The organism is Arthrobacter sp. UYCu511 (assembly GCF_040547105.1).
In the GTDB taxonomy this organism is placed as follows: domain Bacteria; phylum Actinomycetota; class Actinomycetes; order Actinomycetales; family Micrococcaceae; genus Specibacter; species Specibacter psychrochitiniphilus.
In genome coordinates this window covers 335,887-353,434 of sequence record NZ_JBEPPB010000003.1, presented here as the reverse complement: position 1 = coordinate 353,434, position 17,548 = coordinate 335,887, and the positions used below count along the sequence as shown (strand labels likewise).

Here is a 17,548-nt window from a genome sequence, read left to right as displayed (position 1 = left end):
CTCAGTCCCCCCGCGGGGTTGGTGCAGCGGGGCCGCCCCCCCCCCCCCCGCCAAACCCACCAACAACCCCCCCCCCCCCCCCCGGGGGGGGGGGGGGGGCCCCCCCCCCCCCCCCACCACCAACCCCTGCCGATGGAAGCAGCCATGAAGAGCATCAACGCATTGAAAGTAACCGGCCTTGTGCTGATTGCTGTCATGCTGGCAATGTTCACCGTCCAGGGGAGCTATGCACTGTGGAACAAGGCGGTTAGCTCCAACGCCGGTACTGTGCAGGCCGCCGATTTCAGGATCAGCTTGACTGATACCAACACCAGTAAAGTTACTGACATGACGTTGCCCAACGGCACCGCAGCAACGCTTTCACTGAGCAGTACCGCCATGGGCGTCATCATCCCGGGGCAGAGTAGCTATGCGGGGGTAGAAGTGAAAAATATTACTGATGCCGGCGGAGTTTTTACCGTCCGGGCCAGTACCTCCACTCCCACCATTGGCAACACCGCTGGATCATCCTTGGCACCGTATCTGAGCGTCAAAACCGCTACCGCGAGTTCACTGTCCCAGTGCCGCCAAGCAACACTTTATGACGGGGTCCAAGACTCCGAAACACCAATAGTTGACATCATCAAAAATGGTTCCGGAGTGTTCTGTTTCCAAGTCAGCCTTGCCGCCACCATGCCCGCTTCCCTGAGTGGGCAAAGCGCCCAGGTCACCATCCCGATCCTCGTCAACCAACTCTAAAAGGGACTCGCCATGTCTGTCATCAGCCACTCTGCCATTGATCTTGCGCCCCGTAATGACGCGGCTGCCGCAGAACAAGGCCGTCGCGGCGTGCTACCCCTCCTGGGCCAGGCACTGAGCTACGTGCTGCTGCTGACCGTGGCCATGGCCGCCCTAGCAATGATTGTCATTCCCCTGGCCACAGGATCACAGACCTACTCAGTGCTGACCAGTTCCATGGCCCCGAAATATGCTCCCGGAACCTTTCTGGTAGTCAAGCCCACGCCGTTTGAGGCGTTGCGGGTAGGTGATGTCATCACCTACCAGATTGAATCAGGCAAGCCCGGGGTCATCTCACACCGCATCATCTCCATTGGAGCTAGCCAGTCCGGTGAACGCGAGGTTCGAACCCAAGGCGATAACAATTCTCTTCCGGACCCCAACCCAGTCCTGGGAGTTCAGGTCAAGGGCAAGCTGTTCTACGCCATTCCGGTGGTGGGTTTCATCGCCAACAGTGTGGGCCAAGAACGGGACAGCATTATCCCCATTCTCGCTGCAGCATTCATTGGTTTCGGGGCGCTGAGCATGGTTCGCGGGGCTCTCGAAAAGAAGCGGTCCGGGCGTAACCCCAGGCACAGCCAGTGACGGGAGCCAAGACGCGCGTCTTCACCGGCTTGCTGGTGCGGCGCGGGATTCGGACAGCCGCCGTGGTGGTGATGGTTGCTTTGTCCGTAGCTGCACCAGCTCAGGCCGCTCCAGCACTGACTGCACCTGCTCAGGTTGCTAATAGGCCTGAGCCACTGCTGGAGCTTAGCGGTGACGGCATCCATTACAGGACGGAAAAGTCCCTCACAGTGCTTGAACCGCACAGAGGCTATGTCCCTGGCGAATCACGAACCGGTGTTATTTGGGTTCGCAATACCAGCAGCCAGGCCAACAATTTTGCTCTCGCGGTAGCTAATACGGGCTCGGGAAAAGATTCTGCCATAGCCAGCTATTTGCAACTCGAGGCACGTTCGCACCGTTGGATCTCCAGCGCAGCTGTTCCTGCCAGATCCGGAGCCTGCACCACCATAATTGAAGGCTGGAAAATTGCCAGTGGTGAATCCCTGCGTATTGAGCTCAGCCTGGCGTTGAACATCAACGCGCCGAATTCCACCCGTCACCAAGAGAGCCTCCTTGATGCCATTTTCCTTTTGCAGGAGCCGGGCGGGGGACAAGCTGTATCTGCCTGCGCAACGCAAGAGGAAGCCCTCGGCGCCGGGGCTTCCATAGGCAGGGTCCCGGTCAGCGGACGCCCCGGGGACAGCGCTAACGCCGCCGCGGGTACCACTCAACTTTTCATTCAGGAGGAAGCGGACCTGGGGCCCCTGTGGGAGCTAGCGCAATGGGGACAAAGTAATGTTGTCACTACCAGCCGCAGCCCTTGGCCGTGGCTGGTAATCCTTAGTGCAGGTACGTACGTGGTGATTTCACTGAGAAGGCAAAGAAGGAAAAGAAGAACTCAATGAACCCCCATCAGCTAGATGTTCTTGGCCAAGCCAGTGGTCCGGATGAGAAGAACCGGCGCGTGTCTAAGCTGCCCGGAATGAGGGTTGCCGGCGTTGCCTTTGTCCTGACTCTGGGTCTGGGAGCGGGCGGCATTGCGGTAGCAAACTGGAACCAAAGCGCCACGGCCACCATTGACATCACCGCTGGTGCGGCGCCCGCTCCGTCTCCCACGCCGTCGGCCGTTCCTTCAGTCTCTCCCACGCCCTCGGCTTTGCCCTCCGCACCCAGCCAGCCGCCAGCGGTAGATGATGGCACCGGGACCATTGTGGTCAACCCTGCCATCAGGACATTGCCGGCAATGGTTGATGCCGGCACCATGAGTTGTGAGAGCTCCGGAAGTTCGGGACGTGTGGATGTTAGCTGGGAAGGGAAACGAACCAGCAATATCAGCTATATGGTGACGCTGAAGTCCCAGACTTCTCAGACAGTTTTCCTACAGACCCAAACTGTCACGGCCAAAAACGCTATTTTTACACTGGGAAACACCAACTCCTCCTACGGCATCTACTTGCTGCGTATCCAGCCGGTCAATACCGCAACGGGGGCTGTGGGGGATCCGAGCTATAGAACCATGCGCTACTTCGGGAAAAACAATTTTGGTTGCGACTACGGTGCCGCCAACATTCAGCCGCCTTTGGGCGCTTTGGTTCTCAGATCGGAGCCCCCAGCCTCCCGGCCCAATGACAATGTTCTGAAACTCAGCTGGACACCCAGTGAAGCTACCAGCTATGTGGTGACTCTTGTGCTCTCCGGCTCTACTCCCAAGTACGGTACGGAATTTACTACCTCGAACCTTGGAGCAACACTGATTTTCCCCCCGCGGTCCTATAACCAGGCCGGAACTAGTGTCTCCAACGCCGCCTTCTTTGGTCAGTACTCCTTGCGAATCCTGCCCATGAATGGCAGCCAAGCTGGAGACCCTGTCTATAAGACGGTGCAGTACGGGCAATACAATTTCAGCGTTTGGTGAGTGCTAAACGCTCACGAAGTGTGCGCCCAGCACGCACGCAGGGATGACAATCTTCATGGTGGTCCCTTTTCCTAGGTGACTCAGAACGGACAAGGTGCCGCCATGCGTTTCAATGATGGTCTTAGAGATCGTCAAACCCAGGCCTATCCCGGGGATGCCACGTTCCACAGCGGTGCCTGCGCGGTAGAACTTTTGGAACAGGCTCGCTTGCTCCGACTCGCTCATACCCAACCCCTGATCACTGACCTCGCAGTGCAAGTCAGTGCCATACGTCCACACCTTCACCGTAAGGGTGCCACCATGGGGTGAATACTTGATGGCGTTCGAGACCAAATTATCTAGCACCTGACTGATCCGTACGCCGTCGAGAAATGCCACCAGCGGTTCCTGGCATTGCTGCTCCAAGATCACATTATTGGCCGCGGCGGATGGTGCAGCAGAGGCAAGGCAATCTGAGAGCAGCTGGGCGACGTTGGCCGGTGCGCGCTCCACAGTGATCGCTGAGTTGGTGAGCAAATCTGCCACCAGTCCGCTAAGACGGTCAGCATTTCTTTCGGCAATGCCCAAGAAGCGGGCTACATCCTGTGGGTCCATGTCCGGTTCTTCAAGGACTAAGGAAATGTATGACTGGATGGCCGTCAGCGGAGTGCGGAATTCATGGGAAACATTGGCCACGAAGTCATTCTTGGCGTTCATCGCCTTGACCATGTCAGTGACATCGTGGAAAGCAATAACGGAACCTTCGCTGGCTCCATCGCCGTGGCGGATCATGCGCGCCGTGGTGGACAGTGCCCGGGCCTCTTCACCAGTGCCGATCCAGATCTGGAAGTTGGTGAACGTTTCTCCATTGATGGCACGGCGCACAGGGCGTGATTCTGGCGCCAGCGGTTCTCGGTCCGGGCTAAAGACCAGAAGCTCACTCTCATTAGGATCGGCATTGTCCACAGGGCTGCCCAAGGAGTGGATGTGCCGTTGCGCTGCGTTCATCAGCTGATCATTGCCGTCAGCATCCACCACCAGTACGCCCACGCCCACCGTGTCCACCACAGTCTCCATAAGACGCTCGCGGTGCTGGCTCTCCGCCAGTGCTTCCCGGAGTTGCTTGTCCCTGATCAGAAGGGTGTTGCGCTGGTGCTCCATGTTGGAGGTTATGACAACCACAGTGATGGCGAAGAGCAAAATTATGAGGGGGAAAAGCAGCGGTTTAGCCAAGGCCACAGCAGTGACGTTTCCGGAGATGAAGACCGAAACCCAGACAATTGACAAGCTTGCTACGGTACTGGAAACTACGGCCGTTTTAGGGGCAATTCCAGAAGCGCATAGCCAAAAAACTGGAAACAATCCTAGTAGTCCGGCTGACGAAAGCAGTGTCTGGCTGCCTTCACGGAAGAATGCCACCACGATGAAATCGAGGTAGGGAATTACCACAATGGAGGACGGATGCAGTTTATCCCACGGGACTACGAAACAAGCTACCGCCAGGAGAGCGTTGATAGTCAAGCCGATCAGCAGACGTGGGTTGCCCCAGAGGCCCGGGTATAGAGCGGCAATCAAAATGCCGGCCAAGGCTACCGTGAGAAAGAACGGGAGCTGGGCAAAGATCACCCGCCCACGCAGGGTTCGCCGGTAGAAGAGATTGCCAAGGAGCTGATTCGGGTGGGTGTCAGGCACAATTACTTCCGCTAAATTTTTTTATCACTTCCCGTGTAGAGGTGAGAGTTGCTCCGGACCAATGTGGCGGCGCTCTCATGCAATTGCTGTCCGGAACGGGAAGAACCAAAGTGTCACAGCTTAAGATGATGTCATACTTGATGTATAAACGGGTCTGTGGGCTCGCAGGACGCCATCTGTGGCGTCATGTTCTAGTTCTCAAAGTGATGTGGTAGGGGAAAAATGGACAGTCCACGTGTGGCTGTAATTGTAGAAGATGACCAGGACATTCGGGAACTGATCAGCGTCATTCTGGGTCAGTCAGGTTTTGAGGTTCATGCAGCCAGCAACGGAGCTGATGGCGTGCGGCTGGTTCGGGATAAGAAGCCTGCAATTGTGACGCTGGATCTGGGCTTACCAGACATTGACGGGTTTGAAGTAGCCCGGCGAATCCGCCTCTTCAGCGATGCTTACATCATCATGCTCACGGGGCGTGCCGATGAAATGGACACGTTGATGGGCTTGGAAACCGGCGCCGATGATTACCTGACAAAACCGTTTAGGCCCCGTGAACTACGGGCCAGAATTAGTGCCATGATGCGACGCCCGCGCTCCGCAGGCGAGGCGCCGGTGGCCGCTGCCGCCGTAGAGAATGTCCCGGTGCTGGCTCAAATGAAAATGCCGCAATCACAGCCTGCACCTGTCAACGCAGCGCAGCCTGTGAGCGCTGTGCTACCGGTGAACGCTGTGCTACCGGTGAACGCGATGGAAACCGCCCCAGTATCCACGGCCGCTCTCTCTGTGAACGGACTGGTGCTCAATAGTAGGGACCGTACGGCGGAAGTGGACGGGACGGAACTTGAGCTGACACGCACCGAGTTTGATCTGCTCCGCGCCATTGTGGACAGTGGGCGGGCGGTACGCACTAAATCGGATCTGGTCCGCTGGCTCCGCGGTGAAGAATACGATGCGGGAACTTACATCAGCGATGCTGACGAGCGCACCATTGAGGTTCATGTTGCAAATTTGCGCCGAAAATTAGGTGATAACCCCCGGGATCCTCGGTGGATCAAGACAGTTCGAGGTGTGGGCTACAAGCTAGTTCACTAGAGCAGGTTCTCTGACAAAAGGGCCTCGATGGGCTTGACCAATGTTGGTCAAGCCCATCGAGGCCTTTTGTTCGTTTGAGCTGTTGGCTGTGGGCGGGTGGGGACTAGTCCTCGATGGTTGCCAGCACTGCACCGGCCGAGACTGTGTCTCCTGCTGCTGCGCTGAGGCCCGTGACGGTTCCGGCGCGGTGAGCTGTGAGGGGCTGCTCCATCTTCATGGCCTCCAGAACCACGATCAGATCGCCCTCGGCCACCACATCGCCGTCGGCCACGGCCACCTTCACAATGGTTCCCTGCATGGGGGAGGTCAGAGCGTTGCCGTTGGCAGCCGCCGGGCCGGAGGTGCGGTTGCGTCCGGCTTTCTTTGCCTTCTTCCCGCCGTTACTTGTTCCATTGGCCACCTGGAACGAGGCAGGCAGCGTCACCTCAAGCCGTTTGCCACCCACCTCAACGGTGACGCTTTGGCGCGTGCCGGAGCCGTCCGCGGAACCGTCCGCGGAACCGGCGGCACCTGCTAAGTCAAAGGCCGGGATGGTGTTGTTGAACTCGGTCTCGATCCAACGGGTGTGCGTGGTGAACGCGGAGCCGTCGGTGGGGGCGAACGCCGGGTCCACCACCACAGCACGGTGGAAGGGCAGCACTGTGGGTAGGCCGCCGATCTGCATTTCCGCCAACGCGCGGCTGGAGCGTTGCAGGGCTTGTTCGCGGGTGGCGCCGGTGACGATGAGCTTGGCGAGCATGGAATCGAAGTTCCCACCAATGATCTCGCCGGCGGTGATCCCGGAATCGACGCGGACGCCGGGGCCGGTAGGCAGCTCCATGGTGGTGACGGTGCCCGGTGCGGGCATGAAGCCCCGGCCCGGGTCCTCGCCGTTGATGCGGAATTCGATGGAGTGGCCACGGATTTCGGGGTCCCCGTAGCCGAGTAGCTCACCGCAAGCCAGGCGGAACTGTTCACGGACCAGGTCAATGCCGGTGACCTCTTCGGAGACAGTGTGCTCCACCTGCAGGCGCGTGTTGACCTCCAGGAAGGAGATGGTGCCGTCGGTGGCAACCAGGAACTCGCAGGTGCCGGCGCCTAGGTACTTGGCTTCCTTCAAGATGGCCTTGGAGGATTCGTAGAGGCGCTTGTTCTGCTCCTCGGTGAGGAACGGTGCCGGGGCTTCTTCAACAAGCTTCTGGTTGCGGCGCTGCAGTGAGCAATCGCGTGTTGAAATTACCACCACATTGCCTGCAGCATCTGCCAGACATTGGGTTTCCACGTGGCGCGGGGAGTCCATGAAGCGTTCTACAAAGCACTCGCCACGTCCAAAGGCTGCCACAGCCTCGCGGACGGCTGATTCGTACAGTTCGGGTATTTCCTCACGGGTGCGGACCACTTTGATACCTCGGCCGCCACCGCCAAAGGCTGCTTTGATGGCCAGGGGAAGGCCAAATTCGTCGGCGAAGTCCAGAACTTCCTGGGTGGATTGCACCGGGTTCTTGGTGCCAGGAACCAGCGGGGCGCCCACTTTTTCGGCGATGTGGCGGGCCTGGACCTTATCTCCCAGGGCAGCGATGGCCTCGGGGGAGGGGCCAATCCAAGTCATGCCTGCGTCAATGACCAGCTGGGCGAACTCGGCATTTTCGGCCAGGAAGCCGTAACCGGGGTGCACGGAGTCGGCTCCCGAGCGGCGTGCGGCGTCGATGATCTTCTCCATCACCAGGTAGGAGTCCGCTGCGGTGGTGCCGCCCAGGGCAAACGCCTCGTCAGCCATCCGCACGTGCAGTGCTTCCCTGTCCGGTTCGGCGTAGACGGCAACGGAAGCGATGCCTTCATCGCGGGCCGCCCGGATGATGCGGACGGCAATTTCGCCGCGATTGGCGATCAGTACTTTGCTCAGCTTTTTTGCCGGGGCAGATGGTGAAATGCTCACTGACGGACTCCTTCTATTCTCAAGAGAGCCTAGCGTGCATATGTGGATTTTCCTCACACATCATGCCCTTTATGCGTGTGGGCGCGACTTCTTTTGTGGGATTCCTACAATTATTGCCTTGGTTACTCTCCGGCAATAAGGCGCAGCGTAGCCAGGTGGTGTTCCCACGCCTGCGTTCCTGCTGCTGTGAGTTTCACTGATGTGCGTGGAAACTTGCCCACGAACGCCTTCTTGATCTCCACAAATCCGGCCTTCTCCAATGCGGAGAGCTGCTTGCTCAGGACCGAATCGCTAACTTGGATGGTGTTGCGTAGGTCCTTGAAGTCCATGGTCTCTGTCCTGGACAGGGCCGCGGCAATGGAAAACCTGACAGGCTGGTGTAGGACCTCGCTGAGCTCATGGCGGGGATGAAGTGGGGCTTCTTCATGTGCTGGCACGCTTCCCGCTTCCTGCTTACTTGCCTTCTGGCCACCTGCCTTTTGTGCCGGTGACCCGTTCATGCCCGCAGCTCCCTGAATGCGGCGGCCAGGCCAAGTGCGGCTAAGGCAGCGGCGGCCGGAATGTAGTAGGCGAGGCTGCCGTGCGGGAAGACGAAGACGCCCACCAGCAGTGCGATGACGTAGAGGCCCATGTATCCGAACATCGATGTCAGGAATCGCCTACTAAAGCCTGTTTTTGTGGTGCGCTGCATGAGTGGCCAGGTGGTGGCGTTGATGGCAGCCCAGATGCCCACTGTCACAGCAAGTAAAGGTGCGCCATAGCCTGTGTGGGCCACTATGTGCAGGCCAATCATGAGCATGGAGCCAAGAATTGCCAGAGAGTTGAAAACCATGGCGGCGGGCCAGCCTGCTGCGTTCGTGGCAGTGGTGCCGATTCCTTCGGCCCGGGCGAGAAGTTCGCGGGCTTCCTCGGCGGAGGGGGAGCTGTTCTGGGCTGACATGAGCGTCCCTTTCATATTCATGAGCCTTGCTTCTGGCTCAACTATACGAAAGTACTTTCTTCCCCGTCAAGTGGTTTCTTAGGCTCATGGGGCCTGCGGGCGCGGACCTAGCTGCCCCAGAAATCCGTAATGGCTACTCCATGTTTGGCCAACAGGCGGCGCAGCGTTGAAATCGACAGCCCCACCACCGTGTGGGGATCGCCCTCCACGCTGGTGATGAACGCGCCTGCCAGGCCATCGATGGTGAACGCGCCCGCAACGTGCAAGGGCTCGCCAGTGGCAACATAGGCGTCAATTTCAGCATCGGAGACGTCTTCAAAGGTGACCGCAGCGCTGGTGAGCTCTCCGTATCCAACGGGAGTTTCGGTGCAGTCCGTGGCGGTGTTGCCTAAAGAAATGAGCCAATGTCCGGTGTGGAGAACTCCCGAGCGCCCGCGCATCAACTGCCAACGTTCCCGGGCAACTGTGGGCTGCCAGGGTTTGCCGTACGGGACGCCGTCGAGCTCAAAGACGGAATCGCAGCCAATCACCAGTGACCCGGACGGGGCGGTGGCAGCGACGGATTCGGCCTTGGCCCGGGCCAGTAGGAGTGCGGTCTCCGCGGGGGTGATGGGGCCGGCGGCGGCAGTCAACGCATCCTCATCGGTGTCAGAAACCTGGACGGTGTGGGTAATGCCGGCGTCGGTGAGCAGTTTGGTGCGGGCGGCAGAAGCGGAGGCGAGGATCAGCTGCAATGTCATGCTCCCAGCCTAAGTGGGGTTCCTCTCTTTGCTAACTTTTGGGGCAGAAAGATCTTGACGTGAGGTGGTGAACGGTGATTCACTAAAGGAGTGAACGAGCGTTCACCGTATTCATTTTCAACGCAAGAGGAAGTACCTGCCAGTGCAATTGCGAGTCCCTCAAGGGAACCAGAGAACCGCCAAGCCAAAGCGCACCTCCCTTGTCATCACCATCTTGTGCCTGGCGGGTACCGTGGTGGCGCTGCAGCAGACCATGGTGGTGCCGCTGCTGCCGGACTTCCCTCGAATCTTGAACACCTCCCCGGAAAACACCTCCTGGCTGGTCACCATCACGTTGCTGACAAGCGCCATTGCCACGCCCATCATTTCCCGTCTGGCGGATATGTACGGCAAGCGCCGCATGATGGTGATCGCCATGATCACCATGGTGATTGGCTCTGTCATTGCAGCCGCGGGCGGTAGCCTGCTCACACTGTTGGTGGGCCGCGCGTTCCAAGGGCTCGCCGCTTCCTTGATCCCCGTAGGCATCAGCATCATGCGTGATGAGCTCCCACGCGAAAAGGTGGCCTCCGCGGTGGCGTTGATGAGCGCTACCTTGGGTATTGGTAGTGCGTTGGGCCTGCCGCTGGCCGGGCTGATCTACCAATCCTTTGGCTGGCAGGCAATTTTCTGGGTTTCTGCCGTGGTGGGCGTATTGCTGATCATCGCCGTCATCATGGTGGTGCCGGAATCTTCCCTACGCACCAAAGGAAAGTTCGACGCCGTCGGTGCTCTCTTGCTCACGGCCGCACTGACATCATTGCTGCTCGCCATCTCCAAGGGTGGGCATTGGGGATGGAGCAGCGAGCCGGTGATTCTGCTGTTCTTGGGAACGGCCGTCCTCCTCGCCTTCTGGTTCCCGTATGAGCTCAAGGTCGGCCAGCCCATGGTGGATTTGCGCACCTCCGCACGGAAACCAGTCCTGCTGACCAACATCGCCTCCATCCTGGTGGGCTTCTCCATGTATGCGAACATGCTCAGCACTACCCAGCAACTCCAACTGCCCAATGTTGGCGGCTATGGTTTTGGGCTCAGCATTGTTATTGCAGGCCTGTGCATGGTGCCCTCCGGGCTTGCCATGGTGGCCCTGGCACCCATCTCCGCGCTCATCACCAAACGCTACGGAGCCAAAATCACCCTCATAGTGGGTGGCCTGGTGCTGGCAGTTTCCTATGTGGCACGGGTGTTCCTCACAGGGGAAGTGTGGATGGTGGTTCTGGGCGCCACGTTCGTCAGCATGGGAACGGCCATTGCCTACGCCGCGATGCCAACCTTGATCATGCGCTCGGTACCCATCACCGAGACGGCGTCCGCCAACGGTTTGAACTCCCTACTGCGCGCCGTGGGTACTTCCACCATGTCCGCCGTCGTCGGTGTTGTGTTGACCTCAGCGGTGGTTCATGTGGGCCCCTTGGCGCTGCCCACCGAGGACGCCTTCAAGACAGTGTTCTGGTATGCGGCCATCGCCGCCTTGCTCTCCATTGCCGTGGCCGTGTTCATTCCGCGTGTCCAGACCGCCCCGGGAATGACACCGGGTACCGTGAGCGGGATATACGCGCCGGATCCCAGGGCCGTCAGTAGTAAACCCGTCACCGAGCGCGTCACTGAGCCCGCCACTGAGAACGAAATTCTTGTCAACGGCACCGTCACCGGCCCGCATTTGAGGCCGATCAAGCAGGCCGTGGTCAATGCGCTGCACACTAACGGGGAACCTGCGGATTGGAGCCGTGCGGACAATGAAGGGCGCTATTCCTTGATCCTGCCCGATTCCGGCCGCTATCTGCTGGTTTCCAGCGCTGATGGCTGGACTCCGAGTTCGCAGGTTTTGGAGTTTGCAGATCCAACCAGCTGGCATGACATTCACTTAGCGCACCGGCTGATGCTCTCCGGTAGGGTGAGCGATGGTGCTGTGCCACTGGCAGGTGCCATGGTGACATTGACCAAGACCACAGGGGAGTTTGTGATGTCCACGTTCAGTAACGATGAAGGCCTCTACGAGGTTCCGCTGCCACCGGTTGGCCGCTATATTCTGACCGGACTGGACCCCCAAGTGCAGACCAGCACGTCACTGTCCGTGCTGCTCACAGCACGCTCAGCAACTATTGATTTGTGCCTGCCGGCCGCCGGTAAGCCGCCCGCCTTACTGTCAGGAAATGCCTCGGTGCGTCCCTGATGGGCCGTCCCAGTACACGCGAGGCCATCATCGAAGCTGCCAGAAAGCTCTTCGGCCAACGGGGCTACTCCGCCGTCACGGTTAAAGATGTTGCGGCGCTCGCAGGATATTCCCCTGCCATGGTGATGAAAGTGATGGGGAGCAAGGCCAAACTCTATGCGGCGGCCGCCCCCCAGGTGCCGAGTTCAGATTTACAACCGGGTCTAGAGGAGCCGTTGGGTTTTTCCCTGGTGCGGCGGATCTTGTTGCGGCGCCAGACTGAAGAGTCCGAGCCTTGGGCCATGGTGGCTCTCTTAGTCCAGGACGCCCCGGATCATGAAGCCGGTCAGCGCGATTTACGTGAACGGTATGTCCGCTGGATTGCGCAACGGATCGGGGATACCTCACCCACCCGCTATAAGTCCCAATTAGTGGTCTGCATTGTCATGGGGTTGGGGGCCGGAATCCGGGTCTTGGGGCTCCTGCACCCGGATGAAATGGCCGATGAAGTGCTCATCCAGCAATATGGCGCCCTTGTACAGGGCATCATTGACGATCCCGCCCTGCCCTAAAACCTGCCCAACCCCCTCCCGAGTATGGAAGTGTTCACGGAGGGGAACCACAGCGCCGGAGCAACTCACCTAAGCTGGAGGATGGACACCGCAGGGATCCAGGTGCCGCGAGGCTTCACAACAAGGAAACAGGGGGCGTAGATGGAAATCGCCATGGCAGGAGCCATCATGGTGGCAGTAGTAGCAGTCATTGTGCAAAAGAGCCGGCAAAGCCGGAACCGGCGGAAGTAGCTGCCGCCGTCGCCAGTTCAGCCGCCGTCGCCCGTTCAGCTGGCGGGACGGAAACCGTCCACGAGGCGGGAGCGAATCAAGAATCGTTTGCCTTCAGGGGCTTCCACGGAGAAGCCGCTGCCACGCCCGGCCACCACATCAATGCTCAGATGAGTGTGTGACCAGTAGTTGAATTGTTCCTTGGACATCCAAAATTCAAGTGGCCCACAGCCGGGCACCTCAAAGAGTCCCAGTAAAATGTCAGCCTCAGCCGTGATGAACTCACCTGCCGGGTAACACATGGGGGAGGAGCCATCGCAGCAGCCACCGGATTGATGGAACATCAAGGGGCCGTGCTTCAGCCACAGTTTTTGCAGCAGTTCCACGGCGGTGCCGGACATGGCCACGCGTGAGGCTCTCTCGCCGTCGATGGTGATGGCGGCAGCCAAGGTTTCGGGTGTGGCGTCCATGGAAATGCTCCTGCGCTGAAGGGGATGAGGGGTGGATCCTGGTGCCGGGACGCAATGGGAGCAGCGGCCCGGAACCAGGATATTTTTTAGTACTTGATGACCACGCGGCCGTCAATCTTTCCCGCACGCATTTCCTCGAGGACCTCGTTGATTTCTCCCAAGCTCCGGGTGGCGACTGTGGGGTGGATCAGGCCGCGGGCGTAGAAGTCGATTGCTTCTTCCATGTCCTGGCGAGTGCCAACAATGGACCCGCGGATCGTTAGACCCTTGAGTACCACCTCGAAGATGGGTGCCGGGAAGTCACCCGGGGGAAGGCCGTTGAAGACGATGGTGCCGCCGCGGCGGGTCATGCCGATCGCTTGGCCAAATGCCGCCGGGTGAACTGCGGTCACCAGCACGCCGTGAACGCCTCCGGTTTCGCGCTGAATGGCCGCAACCGGATCCTCGTTGGCGGCGTTGACGGTGATTTCGGCACCGTGTTTGCGGGCCAGGGCGAGCTTGTCCTCGGCAATGTCCACGGCGGCCACGCGCAGCCCCATGGCTACGGCGTACTGGACCGCAATGTGCCCGAGCCCGCCAATTCCTGAGATGACAACCCACTGGCCAGGACGGGCCTCGGTCATCTTCAGGCCTTTGTACACGGTGACGCCGGCACACAGCACTGGAGCGATCTCCACAGGGTCAAGTCCGTCGGGAATGCGGGGCGCAAAGTCAGCATCAACCAGCATGTACTCGCCAAACGAGCCGTCCACACTGTAGCCGCCGTTTTCCTGTGATTCGCACAGGGTCTCCCACCCTGTGCGGCAGTATTCACAATCCCCGCATGCCGTCCACAGCCAGGCATTGCCCACCCGGTCACCCACCGCGAGGGAGGTGACACCCTCACCAATTGCCACAACATCGCCCACACCCTCGTGGCCGGGGACAAAAGGCGGGCTGGGCTGTACGGGCCAGTCTCCCTCAGCCGCGTGGAGGTCGGTGTGGCAGACGCCGGTGGCGATCAGCTTGACCAGTGCCTGCCCCGGGCCGGGAGTGGGAAGAGGGTACTGCTCAATACGCAGAGGTGCGCCAAATTCGGTGACAACTGCTGCTTGCATCGTAGACATGAGGATCTCTTTTCTGTGGGTGGGGCATGGTGGCTGGGTGCGCCGGGCACCTGCGGGAGGTGCCCGGCGTCGTGCTTGGCATTGCTGGGATAGGGATCCCAAAAAACCAACCATTACAGCGATAGCGTTCCTAGGAAACACGCCATTGCTGGGATAGCGTGCGGGGAGGGTTAGAAGAAGCCGAGCTTGTCTTCGCTGTAGCTGACCAGCAGGTTCTTGGTCTGTTGGTAGTGATCGAGCATCATGGCGTGGTTCTCACGTCCTATACCGGAGGACTTGTACCCGCCAAACGCGGCACCGGCAGGGTACGCGTGGTAGTTGTTGACCCACACGCGCCCGGCCTGGATCTCCCGGCCGGCACGGTAGGCAACATTGCCGTTGCGGGACCAGACGCCAGCGCCCAGACCATAGAGGGTGTCGTTGGCAATGTGCAGGGCGTCGGCATAGTCATCAAAGCTGGTCACCGCCAGCACTGGGCCAAAGATCTCCTCCTGGAAGATGCGCATGTCATTGGTGCCCTCAAAGATGGTGGGCTTGACGTAGTAGCCGCCGGCAAGGTCCCCTGGCAGGATGTTGCGCTCGCCGCCGGTGAGGACCTTGGCGCCTTCCTGCTTGCCGATGTCCATGTAGGAGAGGATTTTCTCCATCTGGTCATTGGAAGCCTGCGCGCCGATCTGGGTGTCCGTGTCCAAGGGGTTGCCCTGGATGATGGCTTCGGTGCGGGCTACGGCGTCGGCCATGAAGGCCTCATACATGGAGCTCTGGACCAGTGCGCGCGAGGGGCAGGTGCAGACTTCGCCCTGGTTGAAGGCGTACATGGTGAAACCTTCAAGTGTCTTGTCGTAGAAGGCGTCATCCTTCTCCATGACGTCATCGAAGAAGATGTTGGGGCTCTTGCCGCCCAGCTCCAGCGTGACAGGGATCAGGTTCTGGCTGGCGTACTGGCTGACGAGCCTGCCCGTGGTGGTCTCACCCGTGAACGCGATCTTACGGATGCGCTTGGAGGAGGCCAGCGGCTTGCCGGCTTCCACCCCGAAGCCATTGACTACGTTGATGACGCCGGCGGGCAGGATGTCTGCGAGCAGTTCCATCAACACCAGGATGGAGGCGGGGGTTTGTTCTGCCGGTTTCAGTACCACGGCGTTGCCCGCAGCGAGTGCCGGGGCCAGCTTCCAGACGGCCATCAGGATGGGGAAGTTCCAGGGGATGATCTGGCCCACCACACCGAGCGGCTCGTGGAAGTGGTAGGCGGTGGTGTTCTCATCGATCTGGGTCAGGCGGCCTTCTTGGGCGCGGACCACGGAGGCGAAGTAGCGGAAGTGATCGGCGGCCAGCGGGATGTCAGCGTTGAGGGTTTCACGCACTGCCTTGCCGTTATCCCACGATTCTGCAACGGCGAGCAGTTCCACATTCTCATCAATCCTGTCAGCCACCCTGTTCAAGATGGCTGCCCGCTCCGTGGCGGAGGTGGCGCCCCAGCTTGGTGCCACCTTGTGCGCTGCATCCAGAGCCAGCTCAATGTCCTCGGCCGTGCCGCGGGCCACTTCACAAAAGACCTTGCCGGTCACGGGGGTGATGTTCTCGAAGTATTCGCCCTTGACGGGGGCAACCCATTCCCCGCCGATCCAGTTTTCATAGCGGTCCTTGAACGTTACTACTGAACCCTCGGTACCGGGTTGTGCATAAACAGCCATGGTGCAAACTCCTTCGCGGTGGGGGACATCGGTGTCCTTGACCAGAAGCGTACGGGGAGCCACGTTGCAACTACGTTGCATGAGCTAGATCACACGGGTGCGAGGGGTTGGTAAAAAAGCTGGATGGAACGCTGAACAAAGCCTCACTCTCGCTCACAGAAGCAGACGCGGTGAACAGCTAAGAGTTGGCGGCTGTGGCTTGGGGCGGCGTTGGAGAGACGGGGCGTCCTCGCAACTTAGCCCTCCAATGCCTCCAGCGCCTCAAGATGAGCCACCACGGCGGAGCGCTTGGGTGAGCGCGGCGGCAGCAGACGCAGTGCTGTGCGCCAGGCATCGACGTCGTCCGCGGCTTCGCGAAGCTGGAGGTAACCCAGCAGAGTTTCCAGGCTGGCATCGGTGAGAATGGCCTCACGCACGTGGATCGCCAACCTGCTCCGGAGCGCCTCAATGGCGGGCGCCAGGGAGCGGGGCATGAGCTCGCCCGGGTATATTTTCAGGGCCAGGCGGTGCGCGCCACGGTCAAGATAATGACGGACCTGCTCGGCGTCCACCACGAGCGCGCGCGGCAGCCTGTAGGGGCGAGATTCCGGGACAAGGCTGGGTGCGGCGGACAGCAGGAGTTTGCGCAGCCGCACCATTTCCGCCCGGATACTACTCAGGGATGAGCCGGCAGGATAGATCTTGCCGGTGAGTTCTTCGGCAGTGAGCCCGCCGGGGTGCAGGGCCAGCATGGTCAGGATTTCGGTGTGCCGCTCGCTGAGAATTACAGCCTGGCCGGCCACGTGCAACAGGCCCTGATCGCGCCCTAAAATTTGCAAGCTATCCCGGTACAGAGGCTTGGTGGTGCTGGGCGTGTTGGTGGTGCGGGTGCCGGTGTCCCTGATGGCGGCACGTTGTTCCAGCCGTTCGATCCGCAGCTGGGATTCTGCGGCAGCCACGGTGGCTTGGACCAGGGAGAGGGTATTGGTGCCCACGGCCTCGGCGCCGCCCGTAATGTCCACAACTCCCAGCAGGGAGCCGGAATCGGGATCGTGCACGGGAACCGCTGTGCAGCTCCACGAATGGACGGCGGAGCTGAAATGCTCTTGGCCGGTGATTTGCACACTCTTTCCCAGCACCAGGGCGGTGCCAGGAGCGCTGGTTCCCACCACCGTCTCAGACCAGTCGGCCCCCGTGGCAAAGTTAATGATTTCGCCGTTGCGCCGGGCACTCGAGTCACCCTCCACCCAGAGGAGCCGGCCATGCTCATCGCCCACGGCCACCAGCAGCCCGGTGTCGCGGCTGGGCTCTACCAGCAGCTTGGTGATGACGGGCATGATCGAGGCCAAGGGGTGATCTTGGCGGATTTCGAGCAGTTCACGGCTTTCCCACACCAGCGGCGGGGTGAGCCCGGCCGGCGTGGTCAGGGTCTTCAGAGAACGTAACCAGGATTCACGCACCAGCGCACGCATGGCGGGCAGGTCCTCAACAAGGTGGCGTAGGGGGGACATTTACTTCTCCATTGCCTGCGTGTGGGTGGTAACGGCCGCGCTAATCCCGCATGAATGTGCCGTAGATCACCACTCTAGTGCAGTGCGCACTGCGGTTGCACGGGCTGTGGTTGCACGGCTGCGGTTGGTGGCTGCGGTTGGTGGCACTGGGCCATTGTGCAGAAACGCAATCGAGTACGCAGCTGGTGGGCCTCTTTGGCTGGCCAACAGCTGCGTACTCGA

General features: G+C 60.0%; 16 protein-coding genes. 7 read left to right on the top strand and 9 right to left on the bottom strand.

The genetic code is table 11. From position 1 onward, the window contains the following. Nucleotides 1-144: 144 nt before the first annotated feature. From ABIB48_RS07175 to ABIB48_RS07160, 4 genes are read left to right on the top strand one after another with little or no spacing between them, the layout of a single operon-like run. Entirely contained in the window at nucleotides 145-738 is a 594-nt protein-coding gene (locus tag ABIB48_RS07175) for a hypothetical protein (protein ID WP_354212557.1), read from the top strand. Between the two features lie 12 nt (nucleotides 739-750). After that, on the top strand, nucleotides 751-1,362 hold the full coding sequence (locus ABIB48_RS07170; RefSeq protein ID WP_315915559.1) for a signal peptidase I: 612 nt from the start codon (nucleotides 751-753) through the stop codon (nucleotides 1,360-1,362). Beyond that, nucleotides 1,359-2,228, top strand: coding sequence for a hypothetical protein (locus tag ABIB48_RS07165; protein ID WP_354212556.1), 870 nt, complete (start codon nucleotides 1,359-1,361; stop codon nucleotides 2,226-2,228). The genes ABIB48_RS07170 and ABIB48_RS07165 overlap by 4 nt, the downstream gene beginning before the upstream one ends. Continuing rightward, the gene (locus ABIB48_RS07160) at nucleotides 2,225-3,238 is read left to right on the top strand and encodes a hypothetical protein (RefSeq protein WP_354212555.1); all 1,014 of its coding nucleotides are present in this window, start codon (nucleotides 2,225-2,227) and stop codon (nucleotides 3,236-3,238) included. The genes ABIB48_RS07165 and ABIB48_RS07160 overlap by 4 nt, the downstream gene beginning before the upstream one ends. Before the next feature lie 3 nt (nucleotides 3,239-3,241). Here ABIB48_RS07160 and ABIB48_RS07155 read toward each other — a convergent pair whose 3' ends face one another. Continuing rightward, entirely contained in the window at nucleotides 3,242-4,909 is a 1,668-nt protein-coding gene (locus ABIB48_RS07155; protein ID WP_354212554.1) for a sensor histidine kinase, read from the bottom strand. Nucleotides 4,910-5,131: 222 nt separating this feature from the next. On the opposite strand from ABIB48_RS07155, the gene ABIB48_RS07150 reads away from it, so the two are divergent. After that, nucleotides 5,132-5,998, top strand: a complete 867-nt coding sequence (locus tag ABIB48_RS07150) for a response regulator transcription factor (protein WP_354212553.1) — start codon at nucleotides 5,132-5,134, stop codon at nucleotides 5,996-5,998. 103 nt (nucleotides 5,999-6,101) lie between these two features. Here the strand turns inward: ABIB48_RS07150 and ABIB48_RS07145 are convergent, their stop codons facing one another. The 4 genes from ABIB48_RS07145 to ABIB48_RS07130 form a co-directional block, all read right to left on the bottom strand. Continuing rightward, nucleotides 6,102-7,913, bottom strand: coding sequence for an acetyl/propionyl/methylcrotonyl-CoA carboxylase subunit alpha (locus ABIB48_RS07145; RefSeq protein ID WP_354212552.1), 1,812 nt, complete (start codon nucleotides 7,911-7,913; stop codon nucleotides 6,102-6,104). 122 nt (nucleotides 7,914-8,035) lie between these two features. After that, complete coding sequence (locus ABIB48_RS07140) at nucleotides 8,036-8,413, bottom strand: winged helix-turn-helix domain-containing protein (protein ID WP_110104541.1); 378 nt, start codon at nucleotides 8,411-8,413, stop codon at nucleotides 8,036-8,038. Beyond that, nucleotides 8,410-8,853 carry a hypothetical protein gene (locus ABIB48_RS07135; RefSeq protein WP_354212551.1) on the bottom strand — a complete coding sequence of 148 codons (444 nt, stop codon included), beginning with the start codon at nucleotides 8,851-8,853 and terminating at the stop codon, nucleotides 8,410-8,412. The genes ABIB48_RS07140 and ABIB48_RS07135 overlap by 4 nt, the downstream gene beginning before the upstream one ends. Nucleotides 8,854-8,960: 107 nt before the next feature. Next, nucleotides 8,961-9,593 carry a Maf family protein gene (locus ABIB48_RS07130; RefSeq protein ID WP_354212550.1) on the bottom strand — a complete coding sequence of 211 codons (633 nt, stop codon included), beginning with the start codon at nucleotides 9,591-9,593 and terminating at the stop codon, nucleotides 8,961-8,963. Nucleotides 9,594-9,735: 142 nt separating this feature from the next. Between ABIB48_RS07130 and ABIB48_RS07125 the strand changes: the two genes are divergently transcribed. Further along, complete coding sequence (locus ABIB48_RS07125; protein WP_354212549.1) at nucleotides 9,736-11,805, top strand: MFS transporter; 2,070 nt, start codon at nucleotides 9,736-9,738, stop codon at nucleotides 11,803-11,805. After that, nucleotides 11,805-12,356, top strand: a complete 552-nt coding sequence (locus ABIB48_RS07120; RefSeq protein WP_354212548.1) for a TetR/AcrR family transcriptional regulator — start codon at nucleotides 11,805-11,807, stop codon at nucleotides 12,354-12,356. Before ABIB48_RS07125 ends, ABIB48_RS07120 begins: the two co-directional genes overlap by 1 nt. A gap of 266 nt (nucleotides 12,357-12,622) precedes the next feature. Here the strand turns inward: ABIB48_RS07120 and ABIB48_RS07115 are convergent, their stop codons facing one another. The 4 genes from ABIB48_RS07115 to ABIB48_RS07100 all read right to left on the bottom strand — a co-directional run bounded on the left by ABIB48_RS07115 (nucleotide 12,623) and on the right by ABIB48_RS07100 (nucleotide 17,326). Continuing rightward, complete coding sequence (locus ABIB48_RS07115) at nucleotides 12,623-13,036, bottom strand: DUF779 domain-containing protein (protein WP_110104537.1); 414 nt, start codon at nucleotides 13,034-13,036, stop codon at nucleotides 12,623-12,625. An 86-nt stretch (nucleotides 13,037-13,122) separates the two neighbouring features. After that, entirely contained in the window at nucleotides 13,123-14,133 is a 1,011-nt protein-coding gene (adhP, locus tag ABIB48_RS07110; RefSeq protein WP_110104536.1) for an alcohol dehydrogenase AdhP, read from the bottom strand. Nucleotides 14,134-14,312: 179 nt separating this feature from the next. Then, nucleotides 14,313-15,836 carry an acetaldehyde dehydrogenase ExaC gene (exaC, locus tag ABIB48_RS07105; RefSeq protein WP_110104535.1) on the bottom strand — a complete coding sequence of 508 codons (1,524 nt, stop codon included), beginning with the start codon at nucleotides 15,834-15,836 and terminating at the stop codon, nucleotides 14,313-14,315. Nucleotides 15,837-16,072: 236 nt separating this feature from the next. Next, the gene (locus ABIB48_RS07100) at nucleotides 16,073-17,326 is read right to left on the bottom strand and encodes a GAF domain-containing protein (RefSeq protein ID WP_354212547.1); all 1,254 of its coding nucleotides are present in this window, start codon (nucleotides 17,324-17,326) and stop codon (nucleotides 16,073-16,075) included. Nucleotides 17,327-17,548: the final 222 nt, after the last annotated feature.